The organism is Streptosporangium sp. NPDC049376 (genome assembly GCF_044466505.1).
Lineage (GTDB): Bacteria > Actinomycetota > Actinomycetes > Streptosporangiales > Streptosporangiaceae > Streptosporangium.
In genome coordinates, this window is sequence record NZ_JBITMT010000008.1 from 63,157 (window position 1) to 78,861 (window position 15,705).

Genomic DNA, 15,705 nt, shown 5'->3' on the forward strand with positions numbered 1-15,705 from the left:
GTGTGACCGCGGACCGCGCGTGGCACATAGCGATCAGACCCCTTGGAGAGAGCGCACGCGCGGCGTGCGCCACGCATCAAATGCGAGAGGGCGGATCATGACGAGCCAGACGGCGAGCCCGGATTTGGAGCGAGCGATAGCTGACTCCCTGGAAGCTTACGCAAACGGCGAAAACCGTTTCTTCGACTATCTCACGGACGACGTTCGAGTGTTCAACCTCAACGACCCGCAGCCGATGATCGGGCGGCGGCAGTTCGAGGAATCATTCGCCGAGGGGTTCCGACTCCCTCGCGAGGTGCGGGTGATCAGCGCCGACCTACAGCCGATGAAGGACAGCGCGATCCTTTCACAGACGCTCGAAGTGCGAAGCGAAGGGGTCTCCGCCTTCATCCGGCAGACCGTGGTCTGGCGGCAGGAGGGAGGCGAGTGGCGCATAGGCCACGTCCACAACGCGATGGTGGGCCAGCCCACCACCGATGAACTTCCACAGAACCCGGACCAGATCACCGTGCTCAGAGAGAAGATCGCCACCGTCGCGACCGCTGTCGGCGTGGCCCAATAAGGGCAAACGAGATGTCTTCGCTCAAGATTGAAGAGCTCAAGTACGAATTGCCCTTCGAGGCGATAGAAGGCACGCCCCGGGAGGTTCGGTTGGGGCGTCGTGACGCCGGGCGGTTGCTGGTCGTGGACAGGGCGACCGCCCAACTCACGGATTCGTTCGTGCAGGACATCGGTGACTGGTTCCGTCCAGGGGACGTCCTCGTCCTGAACAACAGCAAACGAATTCCCGGCATTCTGTACGGACGCACCCGTCGTGGCGGCAGAGTCGAACTGCGCTTTGTCGACTTCGAAGGTGATCGGGCAGGGTTGTGCGTCGTCTTTCCGATGCACGACATCGACAAGGACGCCGTTATCAGAACTGACGACGGGACGGACATCAGCGTCCGAGAAGTCGACGTCACCGATCACAAGCTATGTCGGGTGGAGGCGGTGTCGGGCAGCCTGAAGGAACTACTGGTCCGGTACGGGCGGCCGATTCCCGGATTCTTCTACGACGGTCACTGGAGCTGTGACCACCTCAACCCGTACTACGCCACAGAGCAGGGAACGGTCGAGAGCCCGCTGGCCGGGCTGCATTTCACCCGGCAACTCGTGGAGGGCCTGAGCGACGCCGGAGTGGAGATCTGCTTCGTCACCCTCCACTCGGTCGGCAGCTGGTTGCCCTTCATGGAGGAGGACGTGAACGACCACGTGATGTGGTCGGAGGAATTCCACGTCCCCGCGGAGACGGCGCAGGCGATCGACATGGCACGAAGCCGAGGGTCGCGAGTGTTCGCATGTGGCAGTACAAGCCTGCGTGCCCTCGAATCGGCGGCCGTCGGTGACGGGCGGGTGAGGACGACCAGGGATCGCACAGACCTCTACATCACGCCTTCTTACGATTTCAAGGTCGTCGACGCGTACTTCACCAATTTCCACCAGTACCACACCAGCCTCATCGTGCTGGACGCGGCCTTCGCCGGGGCCGAGACCGTGATGGCCGCGTACCACCACGCGCGGGATGCGGGATATCGGTTCTTCGAGTTCGGCGACGCCGTCTTGTACGTCGCCGCGTCCGGAGGTGACGGCACCCGATGAGTCCGACCCAGGTGCAGACGGAGTCCAGCTCCGAGACGCTGTCGGGACGTGTGCTGGAGCGCAGTGACGACGTCCTCTGGAGCGTCGCGCCCGACGGGGCCGTACTGCACAACGTGACGACCGGAAGATATCTGGTCTTGGACGCCGGCGGCTACGCCACGTGGGCCTACCTCGACGGTGCCAGAACCGTGGACGACGTCATAGCGCGGGTGCACGCCGTGTCGCAGCAGAGCGCCGAGACGATCCGTGGCCTCGTGCACGCGTTGTGGGCCCACGGCTTCGTCGGCGAACGAGGCCCGGACTCGGCCTGCGGCGGAGGGGAACCGTGAGGCCTCCACCGTCGGGGCGGGTCCGCTACAACGCTGAGGACTTCGGGTTCATCGTGGGGTTCCCGGACGGCGAGATTCTGCTCGCCGAGCCGTCGGCCGCACTGGTCCTGCGACCGGAGGTGAACCGTGAGGAGCTCGAACCGTACCTGCTCAAGTCGTGGAGCGTTCCCGCCGGATTCCACCTGCGCACGCCCGCCCTGATGTGGCTCGAACTGACGAGGGGATGTGATTTCGCCTGCCCTCATTGCTACATCGGAGGCGGGCCGCGCAGACCAGCCGAGCTGCCGTCGAGCAGATGGTACGAACTGCTGGAGGAGATGGCCTCGATGGGTGTGTGGGGAGTCGCGTTCACCGGCGGTGAACCGACCCTGCATCCGGACTTCGCCGACCTTGTCCGCCACGCCAGACGGCTCGACCTTCTCGTCGGAGTGGCGACGCATGGAATGAACGTCACCGAAGAGTTGCTGGCCGGTCTGCCCCGAGACGGCGTGATCATCAGCGTTAGCATCGACGACCTGCATGTGAGGCGGCCGGGCGCCCGTGACGTCGAGACATCGCCCAGGGCCGCGATCCTGCTCGCCAAGGAGATGGGATTCCTCACCAATGTCATGACCAACACGCACAGGGGGAACATCGGTCGCCTTGGTGAGCTGATGGACTGGGCCGAGGCCAACGGGGTCTCCGTCCGGAGCGTTCCCTTCAGCCCCATCGGACGAGGAAAGTCCCGGCCGGAGCTGGAGAACACCGTCGAGGATGTGGACGCGGCGGCGGAGTTCTGGGTTCGGGAATGCGCGTGGGAACACGAATATCACAGATCCGCCGGGCTGTGCGTCGGTGCGATCTTCAACTACGGCCTGACCCTCTCGTATATGACTCGACGATGCTCCAGCGCGAGATTCCTCGGCTACATCGCCGCAGACGGAACGCTCTACCCGTGCACCATGTGCGCCTCGGAAGAGCTTTTCCCAGCCGGGTCGGTCCGTGAGCGTCCCTTCGCGGAATTGTGGCGCGGAGACTGGGAGATTCGCCGGTACAGCTGGGACAACTTCGAGGAGACGTGCGAAGGCTGTCCCATCAATTCTGACGAGTACTATTGCTCGGCCCGGTGCCCGGCGATGTCGCACGCCCGTCATGGGACGTTGTTCAACTGCGGCGCCTCCGGTTTTGAGATCGCCAGCACCGTACGGCGCACGTCGCTCCTTCGCGAGCGGCTTCCCCTCCTCGCCCTGAGCACCGGCCCCAACCCTGGTGAAGGGAGTCCTCGGCCGTGAAGATCCTGCTCTCCACGAGCCCTCATGTCCGCCATCCGGCCGTTCTGCAGTCGGACTTCCGCCCACATCCCTCGGTGATGTACGGCTTCGCGCCCGTGGGCCTGCTGTCGCTGATGGGAACCCTGCGCGCGGAACGGCCGGGCGTCGGATGCGAACTCTACGACCTCAACCGGCGTCTCGGGACCGGCGCGCTCGCGATGAACGGGGCCTTCTACGCCGAGGTGGCCGACGACATCTGTGGGCGCGGCCCCACGCTCGTCGGCTTCATGACCGAGTGCGACTCCTACCACCACGTGCTGCAGGTCGCCCAGGCGGTCAAGGCCACGTCGCCGGACACCGGCATCGTGCTCGGCGGGCCGCACGCCTCCGCTGTGGCGGCGGGGACCATGGCGACGTGGCCTTGCGTGGACGCGATCGTGATCGGTGAGGGAGAGAGAACGTTTCTTGAGGTCGCCGACTCCTTGCGGGAGCCTGTGCGCGAGGCCGTTCCCGGTGCGATCGTCCGGCGTACCGCAGGGGGCGGCGAGTGTGTCCACGGAGGCCCGCGCGCCTTGATCGGCAGCCTGGACGACCTGGCGCTGCCGGCCTTCGACGTCTACCGGCCGGATCCCGGCGAGGAGTTGTTCATCGAGGTCGGCCGCGGATGTCCGTTCCAATGCCGCTTCTGCTCCACGGCGCCCTACTGGCAGCGCAAGCACCGGGTAAAGTCGCCGGACCGGATCCTGCAGGAGGTCTCCCTGGTCCGTGACCTGTACGGAACCACCCGGGTGCATTTCACCCATGATCTCTTCACCACGAATCGTGCCTGGGTGCGGGATGTCTGCGCAGCACTTGTCCGCGCGGGGCGCCCCGTACGGTGGACGTGCAGCGCGCGGACCGACACGGTGGACCGTGATCTGCTCGAAACCATGGCGGACGCGGGTTGCAGCTCCATCTATTTCGGCATCGAGAGCGGATCGCCGCGGATATTGAAAGAGATTCGCAAGGCCATCCCGCTTTCGGTGTCACTGAAGCGGCTGCGTGAGTGCCGTGAGGTCGGCATCACGCCAAATGCCGGTTTCATCGTCGGTTTCCCCTCGGAGGACGCGGAGAGTGTCCAGGAGACGTTCGCGGCATATGAGTCGTCGCTGCGACTCGGCGCCCGGCCCACACATCTGTTCGTGTACTGTCCCTTCGCGGACTCATCCATGTACGGCGAGCTTGAGTCGCTCGAGTGCGACGGCCATTTCGTCGACCTGCCCCTGGGGGCCGCGACGGACGAGGTAAACCGTCGGCTGATTCAGTCGGACCCGCACCTGTTCGGGTCCTACTTCCGGCCAGTCCTGCCGGACCTCGTCCCTGGAGCGGCGGGCGCTTTGGGGGCGATGGACGAGTTCTCCCCGCTGGTCGAAGCCGCGTTGGCGCCTGCCCTGGAAGCGGCGCGGTTGTCCGGGGGCATGTACGCCCTCTTCCGCAAGTGGCTGACCTGGATTCAAGCCCGTAACGAAGCGCGCCTCGCATCGGCATACCGCCTGGGCTACGGCACTCCGCACCTGTTCGCCACGTTCCTGACCGAAACGCTGGCGCAGGCGCCCGACGCCGCAGCGGCCGTGCGCGCCGCGGCGGAGGCGATCCGCAGCAATCTCGCGATGTCGGAGGAAGCGACCCCCGCAGCCGCCATCACGATGGCGTCGCACAGGTCCGTGGTTCAGCTGCGGCCCGACGAGGTGGCGGGCACGATCTCCTTGGACGCGATCGTCTCGCTGGGAAGCGTCCTGAAGCTGGCGCGCTTCGACCACGACGTCGTGCCGGCGTTGCTCGGCGAGCTCACGATGCCGCCGGATCCGTCGCCGACGTTCCTCGTGTGGCAGCGGGTTGATGACACAGGAGTCCGGCTGCTCCAGATCAATCGGTTCTTGTTCGACGCTCTGGAGCGGTTGCGGCTGCGCGATCACCGGGCCGAGGAACTGCTGCTGGCGACCGAAGAGTTGTCCCTGGGGGACTCCGACGCCGTCGTGGGGCTGCGGTCGTTGGCCAGCGCGGCCGCTGAGGGATTGGTTCAGATATGACAATGCTCATGCCGGCCGTCGGCGACGGCATCACGGCCGACGACAGTCTGGCGGCGCTCGCCCTTGAGCGAGGCACACCCCTCTACGTCCTGGGTTTGACCTCGCTGCGTGAACGGGTTCGCGAGATGAGCGATCGTCTGACGTGGCCGCGGGGCCGTCTGTACTTCGCGACGATGGCCAACGACCACCCCGCGGTGCTGACCGAGCTGGCCGGCCTGGGGCTCGGCGCCTGCGTCAACTCGATGCCGCACGCGCTGCTCGCCCTGGACTCGGGATTCCGTCCGGCCGACGTACAGTTCACTTCGACGGGAACGACCGCGGAGGACATGCGCGAGCTTCTCACGCTTGGCATCCCGGTGAACGCCGACTCGCTCGGGCAGCTATGGCAGTGGGGCGAGGTGGGCGGCCGGCGGGCCGGACTCCGCGTGAACGCAGCCTCACTGGGAGGGGGCGCGCCCAGGGACCGGATCGGCGTCGAGGCCGACCAGGTGATGGAGGTCGTCGCCGCGGCCATGGACCACGGCGTCGACGTCACCGGGCTGCACGTATACACCGGCACCAATCATCCGTGCGCAGCGGCCATGCTGCCGACTCTCGACGCGTTGTTCGCTCTCGCCGCGGCCGTGCCTCACCTGGAGTATGTGAACGTGGGCGGCGGCATCGGCGTGGACTACGCCCACAACGGCGTACTGTTCGACCTGGAGTCGCTAGGGGAACGGATCCGGGACTGCCATCGGCGGCTGGAAGCGGCCGTCGCCCGAGACATCATGGTGGTCATGGAGCCCGGCCGTGCGATGACCGGTCCGTGCGGCAGGTTCGTCACCGCCGTCACGGATGTCAAGACCCTCGCCGGCGTTCGTTACGTCGCAGTGGACAGCAGTGTGGCGATGTTTCCCCGCCCGTTGCAGCATCCCGAGTCGCCGCACCGCATCAGGATTCTGCGGCGGAGCACGCCGGTCGGGCCGGATGAGCGCATGTCGCAAGCGGTGGTCGTCGGAAGGACGACCTACTCAAGAGACGTGCTCGGTCAGACCGAGCTGCCGGATGATGTCCGGGTGGGTGACCTGCTCGTCTTCGACGACGCGGGAGCCTACTGCCAGTCCATGGCGTCGCGGTTCCTGGGCCAGCGCGAACCCTCGTTCGTTCTCGGCTGACGTCGAGACAGGTGAGTGAGCGTTGGAGGAGTCCCTCGGCGGTGAGCACGGCGATCAGGAAGGGTCCGTGTATCGACCACCGACGCCGGTACCGGCGGGCTCTGCCTGACGCACGGCTTACATCGGGCGGGTGCCGAGGTCAGTGTCTTCGACCGTTGCGCCGAGACGCCACTCGAGCCCATCATCCAGCTGATCTTCGCCAACACCGCGCTGCGTGACGCCGCGCTCCCCCCTTGCCCGAGGCACGCTATGAGAAGGAGACGCTGGGGTACGGCTTTGCCGGCGTCGCCTCCCGCACCGGACCGCTCCTCACCCGGTGGCCGGGCTTCGAGGGTCTCGGGTGCGGGGCCGCTACGGCGTGACGACCTTCCACGGCGCCGGCCGCGCCGGCCGTCCCTTCCGTCGCCGTCGCGTGAGAGATCGTCTCGTCAGGAGCCGCGAACGTCTCCGAAACCGGGAGCGGGAGGTCAGTTGGTGTGCGGGTTGGGCAGGTGGTCGCCCACGTGCCCGACCCAGACCTTGCCGGTGAGGCCGCCGGAGTCGTCGTGGAAGTGGATCCTGGGCGCCGGGCAGCCGCCCTTGCGGATCTTGATGTGCGCCTCCATCATCACCTTCCCCGACGGGTGCACCTCGGCGGGCACGGAGAAGGTCCGCCTTGTGCTGTATCTGCCGTTGGTGTTGACGGTCTTCGACTCGCTCATCGCGACCATCCCGGCCGGGATGGTCAGGACGGCCGAGCTCCTGCACCAGTCGAAGAACCCTCCGGAGAACTCGCCCGACGATCTGGCCTGGGCGAAGGCGTCGAGCGCGCGCAGCGCGTCCCAGGTCTTGGAGGCCCAGACCCTGGCGAGTGTGGGGTAGGTGAGGTCGAGTTTCGCGGCCTCGGTGTCGGTGTCGCCGATCTCCACGTGGACCAGCTTCTCCCGCGCCATGTTCAGGGCGTCCATGAGGCTGGTCGGTTCGAAGACGGCGTCGTCGGGGGAGAGCCCGAAGGCGGGACTGCCCGCCCTGGCCAGCCTGCCCTCAAGCCAGCGGACCCGTTCCTGGAGCTTGCGGGCGGACGCGACGGCCTCGGCGTACTCCTGCTGGAGGATCTCGTGCTCGGTGTGCAGGCGGTCCATCTCACCGGCCAGCCTGTCGCTCTCGTCCTCGGCCTCGGCCAGCAGCTGGTCGCCGCTCTGCCGTACGACGACCAGATCGCGCAGGCCCTCGACGTGCGCGCCGAGGGTGCGCATCTGACGCAGGATCTCCCCGTTGCCGGAACCACTGCCGGAACCGCCGCCGGAGGCCCCGGATGAGGAGGCCGCCAGGCCGAGGGCGGCGTCCAGCTCGCCCCGCAGCTCCCTGACCACCACGGCGGCGACCAGGCGGGCCAGCTCGTCCACGTCCAGGGAACGCCGCTCCTGCGCGGGCTCCGGCTCGGCGGCCGGGACGGCCGTCGCCGCGGGCTCGGGTTCGGCGGGGGGTTCCGCGCCGCGCGCGGGGACGGGTTCGGCGGGGGCGCTGCGGGGGCCCATCGCCATCATCCAGCGGCGCAGCCCGTCTCCCGGGGAGCCGGTGGGCGCGGGACGCGGGGTCATGGCCTCGGCCAGGTCACCGGCGGTCGCCTTGCCGACCAGGATTCTGGAGACGACCCGGTAGGCCCGTTGCACGTCGTCGGGGAGCGCGCGCCGCGCCGTCTCCCCGATGATGCCGTCCGCGGCCAGGTCGAGGGCCTGCCTGCCCTGCTTGCGGACCATCGCCCCGCCCATCGGGCGGTGCCGGTAGGGGTAGCTCTCCCCGCCCGGGTCGAACGGGGCCACGTAGGTGCGGATCCCCCCGCCGAACACCCCGAGGTCGGAGCCCATGGCCTCGTTGAAGCGCTGCTGGGCGTGCAGGTCGGCGAAGCGCGCGACCATCCCGGCCCCGGCGACCGCGCCCGCCAGGTATTCGGCCCGGGTCCTCGCCGCCCGCGGGTCCTGCGGATCGACCGAGACGACGGCCACCGGGACGCGGCGCCTGCGTTCGGAGAGCACCGAGACCAGCCGGTGGACGGCGTCCTCGTCGACCTCCTCGGCGGCGTCCGGCAGATGCGTGCCGCCGTCGGTGATCCTGGCGGTGCGCAGGTAGGCCTGGACGAACCCCGGGGCGTGTCCCGCACCGCTCTCACCGTCCCCCTCGACCGTGACGACCACCCAGCCCGCCGGTCCGCCCGTCCGTTCGGCGTAGGCGACCCGGGTGCGCAGCAGGCCCTCCGCCCGGTTCTCCTCGACGAGGTAGCGCCCGCACTCGCCCGAGCGCTCGACGCGGACCCGGACTCCGTCCCGCTCGAACTCCTGCGCCTCCCTGCCCGTCTCCGGGGCCGGCAATCCCCTGGCGGCGAGCCACTCCCCGAAGGTGCGTCGCAGCCGGGGGGATATCGGTGCGGTCCTGTCCCGGAGGACCGCTTGGTACAGGCGACTTACGTTCGGCGACATGGCAGCGACTTCCATACTCACGAGGGGCGGCGCCCGCCGAGGGGGCGGGCGCCGCCTGAACGGCCGGGCGGGCGTCCGCGGGCGCGCCGGGGCAGGCGTGCTCGCGGACGGTGTGCAGGGAGCGGGGAAGGTCATCAGATCACGAACGTGAGGGCGACGGCAGGCAATCAGGCGATTGCCCACCGTACGGGGATGTGTCCGCCGTCCGTCACCTCCGGTGCTTCCGGCCTGCCCGGATCAGGTTGGAGGCCGTCCGTAATTGCATTTATTTCCTATCTGTATAGTATGTTTTGCGCCGAATCCCCGGAAAGGAACACCGATGACCGTCCCGCCCGCCCAGCTCCTGTGGTACCTCACCGCCCCTGACGGGCCGTACCCCTGGGAGGAGCGCGGCCGATGGGCCACCGACTTCGACCACCTGCGCCACGTCGCGGAGACGATCGACCGGCTCGGCTACTACGGCGCGCTGCTGGGCACCGGCCGGGACGACGGGCTGACCGTCGCGGCGGCCATGGCCGGGGCCACCCGGAGGATGCGCTTCCTCACCGCCGTCTACCCCGGTCTGACCTCACCCGCCAAACTCGCCCAGATCGCGCACACCATCGACCGCTTCTCCGGCGGGCGGCTGCTGTTCAACGTGGTCAACGGCAACGACGCCACCCTCGCCCAGTACGGCCTGCACCTCGGCCACGACGAGCGCTACGACTTCAGCGCCGAGTACTGGGACGCCTTCCAGCGCGTCTACCTCGGCGAGCCGGAGCCGTACGAGGGCAGGCACGTCCGGCTGGCAGGCCGGGCGGGGCCCGGGGGACCGCTGTCTCCGTGGGGCACGGCCGTACGCCCGACACCGCTGTGGGGCGCGGGCACCTCACCCGCTGGCGTCGCCCACTCGGCGGGCCTGCTCGACGTCTACCTCAGCTTCGCCGACACCCCGCAGCGCCTCGGCGAGAAGTTCCGCCACGTCGGTGCCGAGGCCGCCAAGCACGGCCGCACCCTGAGGTACGGCACCCGCCTGCAGATCATCGTGCGCGAGACCGAGGAGGAGGCCTGGGAGCACGCCGCCTCGCTGCTGCGCGCGACCTCGGTCGAGACCGCCCTCGAACTCGCCAAGTGGAACCTGCCCGAACCGATCGAGACCTACCGGAGCCAGGACCAGCGGGTCAACCGGCGTCTTGAGGCGCTTCGCTCCGGGCGCCTGCCCGACGTGCGCGACCTGGAGATCCACCCCAACGTCTGGACCGGGCCCAGCCTGTTCGGCTTCGACGTGGTCTCACCGAGCTCGGGCACCTACCTGGTCGGCAGCGCGGAGAACGTCGCCGCCCGCATCCGCGAGTACCAGGAGCACGGCGTCCAGTCCTTCATCCTGTCCGGCTTCCCGCTGATCGCCGAGGCGCACCGGGTCGCCGACCTGCTCTTCCCCCTGCTCGACCTCGACCACGGCTTCGAGATCCCCTCGCTGCGCGCGGACGCGTAACCCCTCAGGAGACACTTCGATGAACAGCCAGATCACCCGGCGTGGCTTCCTCGGCGGAGCCGTACTTCTCGGCGGGGCGGCGCTCGTCGGCTGCGCCCCGGGGCAGGAGGCCGCGCGCCCTGGAACGATCCAGCCGGCCGCGGTCGCCGACGGCGCCCCCAGGCGGGGCGGCAGGCTCAGGCTCGGCGTGGTCGACGGCGACAGGGCGGGCACGCTCGACGCGCACAAGCCGCTCACCATCGGCTCGATCATCAGGGGCTTCGCGGTCTACAGCAAGCTGTGGGAGTGGGACGCCGAGATGAACTGGTCCCCCGCCCTGGCCGAGGAGACCGAGGCGAACGCCGACGCGACGACCTGGACCGTACGGCTCAGGCAGGGGCTCGAATTCCACAACGGCAAGACCATCACCGCCGACGACGTGATCTTCTCGGCCCGGCGGCTCACCGACCCCGCGCTCGGCTCCCCCTGGGCGGCGCTGCTGTTCACCCTCGACCGGGAGCGGATCGACAAGGTCGACGAACGGACCGTGCGCTTCCACTTCAAGGACGGCAAGGGCTTCGTGCCCTTCCCCGACACCTTCACCAACTTCGGCGCCGTCGTCCCCGTCGACTACGACCCGGCCAGGCCGGTCGGGGCGGGGCCGTACAAGCTCAAGGAGTTCACCCCGGGGCGGCGGTCGCTGTTCACCCGGTTCGAGAACTACTTCAAGGACGGCCGGCCGTACGCCGACGAACTGGAGATCATCGACTTCCAGGACGAGGCGTCCCGGATCGCCGCGCTGCAGGCCGGCCAGATCTCCCTCGCCAACGGCATCGGCGCCGACCAGGTCAGGCTGCTGCAGGGCGACCCGAGGGTCAGGGTGGTCGTCTCCGAGACCAGCAACTGGCAGTCCTTCGACCTCAACCTCAGCAAGGAGCCCTTCCGCGACGAGCGGGTGCGTGAGGCGTTCCGGCTGCTGACCGACCGGCAGGAACTGGTCGATCGCGCCCTGTCCGGCCATGGGCGCCTCGCCAACGACCTCTACTCGCCGCAGGACCCCACCTTCGACCGGAGCATCCCGCAACGTCCCCACGACGTCGAACGGGCCAGGGCGCTGCTGAAGGAGGTGGGCCGGGAGAACCTGCAGATCGAGCTGGTCTCCGGGGAGGGCGGGGACGCCGCCGCGCTGGTCTTCGCCGCCCAGGCGAAGAAGGCCGGGATCACCGTCACGGTGAAGAAGGTCGACGCCGCGACCTTCAACGGCCCGCGGCGCCTCGACTGGACGATGAGCACTGGCGGCCTGCTGACCGAGTCGTTCCTGTCCAGCGCCCTGCACCTGGACGCGCCCGTCTCGGCCGCGAACAAGACCCACTTCTCCGACCCGCGCTTCACCGAGCTGTTCGAACAGGCCGTCACCCAGCCGGACACCGCCAGGCGCGCCGAACTGGTCCACGAGATGCAGCGCATCCAGCACGCGAAGGGCGGAATGGTCATCTGGGGCTTCAACAACGCCCTGGACGCGGTCTCGACCGGCGTCGGCGGCGTCACCCCGGAGCACACCCAGTTCGCGACCTGGCGTTTCGAGAAGCTCTGGGTCAAGGAGACGACCTGACATGGCCGGACAGGAACCGGGGCGACCCCGGGCGGGCGGCCGGGGGAGGTGGCTGCTGCGCCGGGTCGCGTACGGCGCGGCGGCGGTCTGGGCCACCAGCGTCGTGGTGTTCGCCGCGACCCAGGCGCTGCCCTCCGACCCGGCCATGGCGATCCTCGGCGGGGACGCGACCCCGGAGAGCCTGGCCCGGCTGCGGCTCGACCTCGGACTCGACCGGCCGCTGTGGCAGCGGTACCTCACCTGGCTCGGCGGCGTCCTCACCGGTGACCTGGGCCGATCCCTCGACTCCGGCACCGACGTGGCGTCCCTGCTCGGCGGCAGGCTCGTCAACTCCCTGGCCCTGCTGGCCTCGGCGCTGACCGTCGCCGTCGCCCTCGCGCTGGCCCTCGGCCTGTTCGCCGCGCTGCGCAGGGGCGGCCTCGCCGACCGCGTCGTCACCTCGGTGGCGGTCTCCCTGCAGGCCGTACCGGGCTTCGTCGTCGCCGTCGCCGTGATCGTCCTGCTGGCCACGACCGTCTGGCCGGTCCTGCCGGCCGCCTCGCTGCTCGAACCCGGGGTGTCGCCGTTCGCCCAGCCCCACTATCTCGTCCTGCCCGCCCTGACCCTGGTCGCCGCGGAGACGCCCTACCTGCTGCGCCAGGTCCGCTCCTCGGTGGCCGAGGCCCTGGAGTCCGACTACGCGACCGCCGCCCGGCTGCGGGGCGTCCCGGAACGCCGGGTGATCTGGCGCCACGCCCTGCCCAACGGGCTGGTGCCCGCCGTACAGGCGACGGCGCTGACCACCGGGGTGCTGCTCGGCGGCTCGCTGGTCGTCGAGGTCGCCTTCAGCTATCCGGGCCTCGGCGGCGCGCTGAACGCGGCGGTCGGCGCCCGCGACGTCCCGGTGATCCAGGCGGCGGCCCTGCTCGTCGCGGGCGGGGTGGTCGTCGTCAACCTCCTGGCCGACCTGGTCACCGTCCTGCTGACCCCCAGGCTCAGGACGGGGGAGCGGTGAGCGCGATCCGTCTCCCGCGCGACCGGCGGGCGGGAACGGGCGCGGTCGTGAACGTCCTGGCGGGGGCCGTCCGCCCGCTGCGCGACCGGCAGGTCAGGTTCGGGGCGCTGCTGACCGTCCTCGTCGTGCTGGTCGCGGTGCTCGGACCGGTGGCGGCGCCGTACGCGGCCGACGAACTGGTCGGACCGGCCTACGGCGCGCCCGCCCCCGGGGCGCCGCTCGGCTACGACTACCTGGGCGCCGACGTGCTGTCACGGGTGCTGCTCGGCGGGCGCTCCCTCGTGCTGACGACCGTCTGCGCCGCCGTCCTCGCGCTGCTCGCGGGCGCGGCGATCGGCATGTCGGCCGCCTGGACCGGGCGCCTGGCCGACCGGGCCGTGCTGTGGTGCGCCGACGTGCTGCTGGCCTTCCCGCACCTGGTGCTCGTGCTGCTGGCCGTCTCGATGCTCGGCCGCTCCCGCCCGCTGGTCGTGGCGACCGTCGCCGTCACGCTGCTGCCCGGCACGGTACGGCTCGCCAGGAGCCTGACGCTCGGCGTGATGGGGCAGGAGTACGTGGAGGCGGCCAGGCTCCTGGGCTACCCCCGGCGCCGGATCCTGTTCCGCGAGATCCTGCCCAACGTCACCACGGCGCTGCTGGTCCACCTGGGCGCGATGCTCACCTGGTCGGCCGGGCTGATCGCCGCGATGAGCTTCCTCGGGTACGGCGTGGCGGCCCCGGCGGCCGACTGGGGGCTGATGGTCAACGAGAACCACGGCGGCCTGCGCCTGCAGCCCTGGGCGGTGCTCGTCCCCGTCGTCCTGATCGCCCTGTTCGCGCTGGGCGTCAACACCCTGGCCGAGGGGCTCGGCCGTACCGTCGCGCCGGTCGAGGAGGAACGGTGAACGCCCATCCGCTGCTGCGCGTCGAGGGACTGCGGGTCGCCCTGGACACCGGCCCCGAGATCCTGTCCGGCGTCGGCCTGACCCTCGGCCCCGGCGAGATCGTCGGCCTGGTCGGGGAGTCGGGCTCAGGCAAGACCACGCTGGCCACCGCCCTGCTCGGACACGCCAGGCGGGGGGCCCGGATCACCGGGGGCTCGGTCACGGTCGGCGGCGTCGACGTCCTCGGGCTGTCGCCGCGTGAGCTGCGGCGGGCACGCGGCGGGCTGGTCGGCTACGTCGCCCAGGACCCGGCGACCGCCCTCAACCCGGCGCTGCGGATCGGCACGCAACTGGCCGAGATGGTGGCCGTGCACCGGCCCGGACTGCGCGGCCGGGCGGCGGCCGCCGAGGTCGGGGCCGCGCTCGACGCGGCGGGGCTGCCCTCGGAGGAGGCCTTCCTGCGGCGTTACCCGCACCAGCTCTCCGGAGGCCAGCAGCAGCGGGTGCTCATCGCGCTCGCCTTCCTGCCCGGCCCCCGGCTCGTCGTGCTCGACGAGCCGACGACCGCCCTCGACGTCACCACCCAGGCGCGTGTCCTGGCCTCGGTGCGTGAGATGTGCCGGGACCGGGGGGCCGCCGCGGTCTACGTCTCCCACGACCTGGGGGTCGTGCGGGGCCTGGCCGACCGGATCGCGGTCATGTACGCGGGCCGCGTCGTGGAGACCGCCCCCCTCGGCACGTTCTTCCCGACCGGGACGACCGGGAGGCCGGGGGCGTCCGCCGGAGCGCGGCACCCGTACACGCGTGGCCTGCTGGCCGCCTCCCCGGACGTCGCCGTCCGCCGGGCGCCGCGGTCCATCCCCGGGCACGCCCCGTCGCTGACGGCCAGGCCGTCCGGCTGCGCGTTCGCGCCGCGCTGCGCCCGGGCCGACGCGCTCTGCCGGGAGGAGACGCCTTCGCAGACGGGACAGGGGCCGGAGCACCTGGTGGCCTGCCACCACCCGGTCGCCGTCCCGGAGACCGCCGTCGCCGACGTCGTCGCGGACCTTCCCGAGGTACGGCCCGGCGCGGACGCGGAGCCGTTGCTGCGGGCCCGCGACGTCTCCTTCTCCTACGGTCGCGCCCACCGGGTGCTGCACGAGGTCTCCCTCGACCTGCGGGAGGGGGCCTTCCACGCGCTGGTCGGGGAGTCGGGGTCGGGCAAGACGACCCTCGCCCGGGTGCTGTCCGGATTCGGCGGCCATGTCACGGGCACCCTGTCCTACGCGGGGGCGCCGCTGGCGGTCGCTGGGACGGACAGGCCCGCCGAGCTGCGGCGCCGGATCCAGTACGTGTTCCAGAACCCCTACCGCGCGCTCAACCCCCGGCACACGGTCGCCGAGATCCTGCGGACCCCGATCAGGCACCTCTTCGGCGTCTCGCAGGACGAGGCGCGGCGGCGGGCACTGGACGCCCTCGACCGGGTTGCGCTCCGCCCGGAGATCGCCCGGAGCCGTCCCGGGGAGCTGTCCGGGGGCGAGCGTCAGCGCGTGGCCGTCGCGCGTTCCCTCGTCTGCGACCCCAGCGTGCTGATCTGCGACGAGATCACCTCCGCGCTCGACGTCTCGGTCCAGGCCGCCGTCCTGGAACTGCTCACGACGCTGCGCCGTGACGGTCTGACCGTGCTGTTCGTCACCCACGACCTGGGGGTGGTCCGCGCGGTCGCCGACGAGGTCTCGGTCATGCACCGGGGACGGATCGTCGAGCACGGCCGTACCGGCGACGTCCTGGACGACCCGGCGGACCCCTACACCCGGTCCCTGGTCACCGCCGCGCGGGGAGCCGTCACAGCCTGAGGACGACCGGGCCGGGGAGGTCTGCGGTCCCGGCAAACGTGGTAATCCGGTC

At 70.3% G+C, this 15,705-nt stretch carries 12 protein-coding genes; 11 read left to right on the forward strand and 1 reads right to left on the reverse strand.

Annotated features, from left to right (window positions below):
• The first annotated feature begins 97 nt into the window (after nucleotides 1-97).
• From ACIBVQ_RS21280 to ACIBVQ_RS21305, 6 genes are read left to right on the forward strand one after another with little or no spacing between them, the layout of a single operon-like run.
• Nucleotides 98-562, forward strand: coding sequence for a nuclear transport factor 2 family protein (locus ACIBVQ_RS21280; RefSeq protein WP_399179359.1), 465 nt, complete (start codon nucleotides 98-100; stop codon nucleotides 560-562).
• A gap of 11 nt (nucleotides 563-573) precedes the next feature.
• Nucleotides 574-1,638 carry an S-adenosylmethionine:tRNA ribosyltransferase-isomerase gene (locus ACIBVQ_RS21285; protein ID WP_399179361.1) on the forward strand — a complete coding sequence of 355 codons (1,065 nt, stop codon included), beginning with the start codon at nucleotides 574-576 and terminating at the stop codon, nucleotides 1,636-1,638.
• Nucleotides 1,635-1,967, forward strand: coding sequence for a PqqD family protein (locus ACIBVQ_RS21290; RefSeq protein WP_399179363.1), 333 nt, complete (start codon nucleotides 1,635-1,637; stop codon nucleotides 1,965-1,967). The genes ACIBVQ_RS21285 and ACIBVQ_RS21290 overlap by 4 nt, the downstream gene beginning before the upstream one ends.
• A complete protein-coding gene (locus tag ACIBVQ_RS21295; RefSeq protein WP_399179365.1) occupies nucleotides 1,964-3,238 on the forward strand; it encodes a radical SAM protein in 1,275 nt (424 codons plus the stop codon). The genes ACIBVQ_RS21290 and ACIBVQ_RS21295 overlap by 4 nt, the downstream gene beginning before the upstream one ends.
• The gene (locus tag ACIBVQ_RS21300) at nucleotides 3,235-5,286 is read left to right on the forward strand and encodes a B12-binding domain-containing radical SAM protein (RefSeq protein WP_399179367.1); all 2,052 of its coding nucleotides are present in this window, start codon (nucleotides 3,235-3,237) and stop codon (nucleotides 5,284-5,286) included. The genes ACIBVQ_RS21295 and ACIBVQ_RS21300 overlap by 4 nt, the downstream gene beginning before the upstream one ends.
• An 8-nt stretch (nucleotides 5,287-5,294) precedes the next feature.
• Nucleotides 5,295-6,440 (forward strand): diaminopimelate decarboxylase family protein, encoded by a 1,146-nt coding sequence (locus ACIBVQ_RS21305; protein ID WP_399179369.1) that lies wholly within the window; start codon nucleotides 5,295-5,297, stop codon nucleotides 6,438-6,440.
• Between the two features lie 467 nt (nucleotides 6,441-6,907).
• On the opposite strand, the gene ACIBVQ_RS21310 is transcribed toward ACIBVQ_RS21305, so the two are convergent.
• On the reverse strand, nucleotides 6,908-8,896 hold the full coding sequence (locus ACIBVQ_RS21310; RefSeq protein WP_399179371.1) for a hypothetical protein: 1,989 nt from the start codon (nucleotides 8,894-8,896) through the stop codon (nucleotides 6,908-6,910).
• Nucleotides 8,897-9,215: 319 nt separating this feature from the next.
• Between ACIBVQ_RS21310 and ACIBVQ_RS21315 the strand changes: the two genes are divergently transcribed.
• The 5 genes from ACIBVQ_RS21315 to ACIBVQ_RS21335 are packed head-to-tail and all read left to right on the forward strand — an operon-like array spanning nucleotide 9,216 to nucleotide 15,653.
• Nucleotides 9,216-10,370, forward strand: coding sequence for an LLM class flavin-dependent oxidoreductase (locus ACIBVQ_RS21315; RefSeq protein ID WP_386194564.1), 1,155 nt, complete (start codon nucleotides 9,216-9,218; stop codon nucleotides 10,368-10,370).
• A 19-nt stretch (nucleotides 10,371-10,389) separates the two neighbouring features.
• On the forward strand, nucleotides 10,390-11,961 hold the full coding sequence (locus tag ACIBVQ_RS21320; RefSeq protein ID WP_399179374.1) for an ABC transporter substrate-binding protein: 1,572 nt from the start codon (nucleotides 10,390-10,392) through the stop codon (nucleotides 11,959-11,961).
• A gap of 1 nt (nucleotide 11,962) precedes the next feature.
• On the forward strand, nucleotides 11,963-12,955 hold the full coding sequence (locus tag ACIBVQ_RS21325) for an ABC transporter permease (protein ID WP_399179376.1): 993 nt from the start codon (nucleotides 11,963-11,965) through the stop codon (nucleotides 12,953-12,955).
• Nucleotides 12,952-13,839, forward strand: a complete 888-nt coding sequence (locus ACIBVQ_RS21330; RefSeq protein ID WP_399179378.1) for an ABC transporter permease — start codon at nucleotides 12,952-12,954, stop codon at nucleotides 13,837-13,839. The genes ACIBVQ_RS21325 and ACIBVQ_RS21330 overlap by 4 nt, the downstream gene beginning before the upstream one ends.
• Nucleotides 13,836-15,653 carry a dipeptide ABC transporter ATP-binding protein gene (locus tag ACIBVQ_RS21335; RefSeq protein WP_399179380.1) on the forward strand — a complete coding sequence of 606 codons (1,818 nt, stop codon included), beginning with the start codon at nucleotides 13,836-13,838 and terminating at the stop codon, nucleotides 15,651-15,653. Before ACIBVQ_RS21330 ends, ACIBVQ_RS21335 begins: the two co-directional genes overlap by 4 nt.
• Nucleotides 15,654-15,705 lie beyond the last annotated feature (52 nt).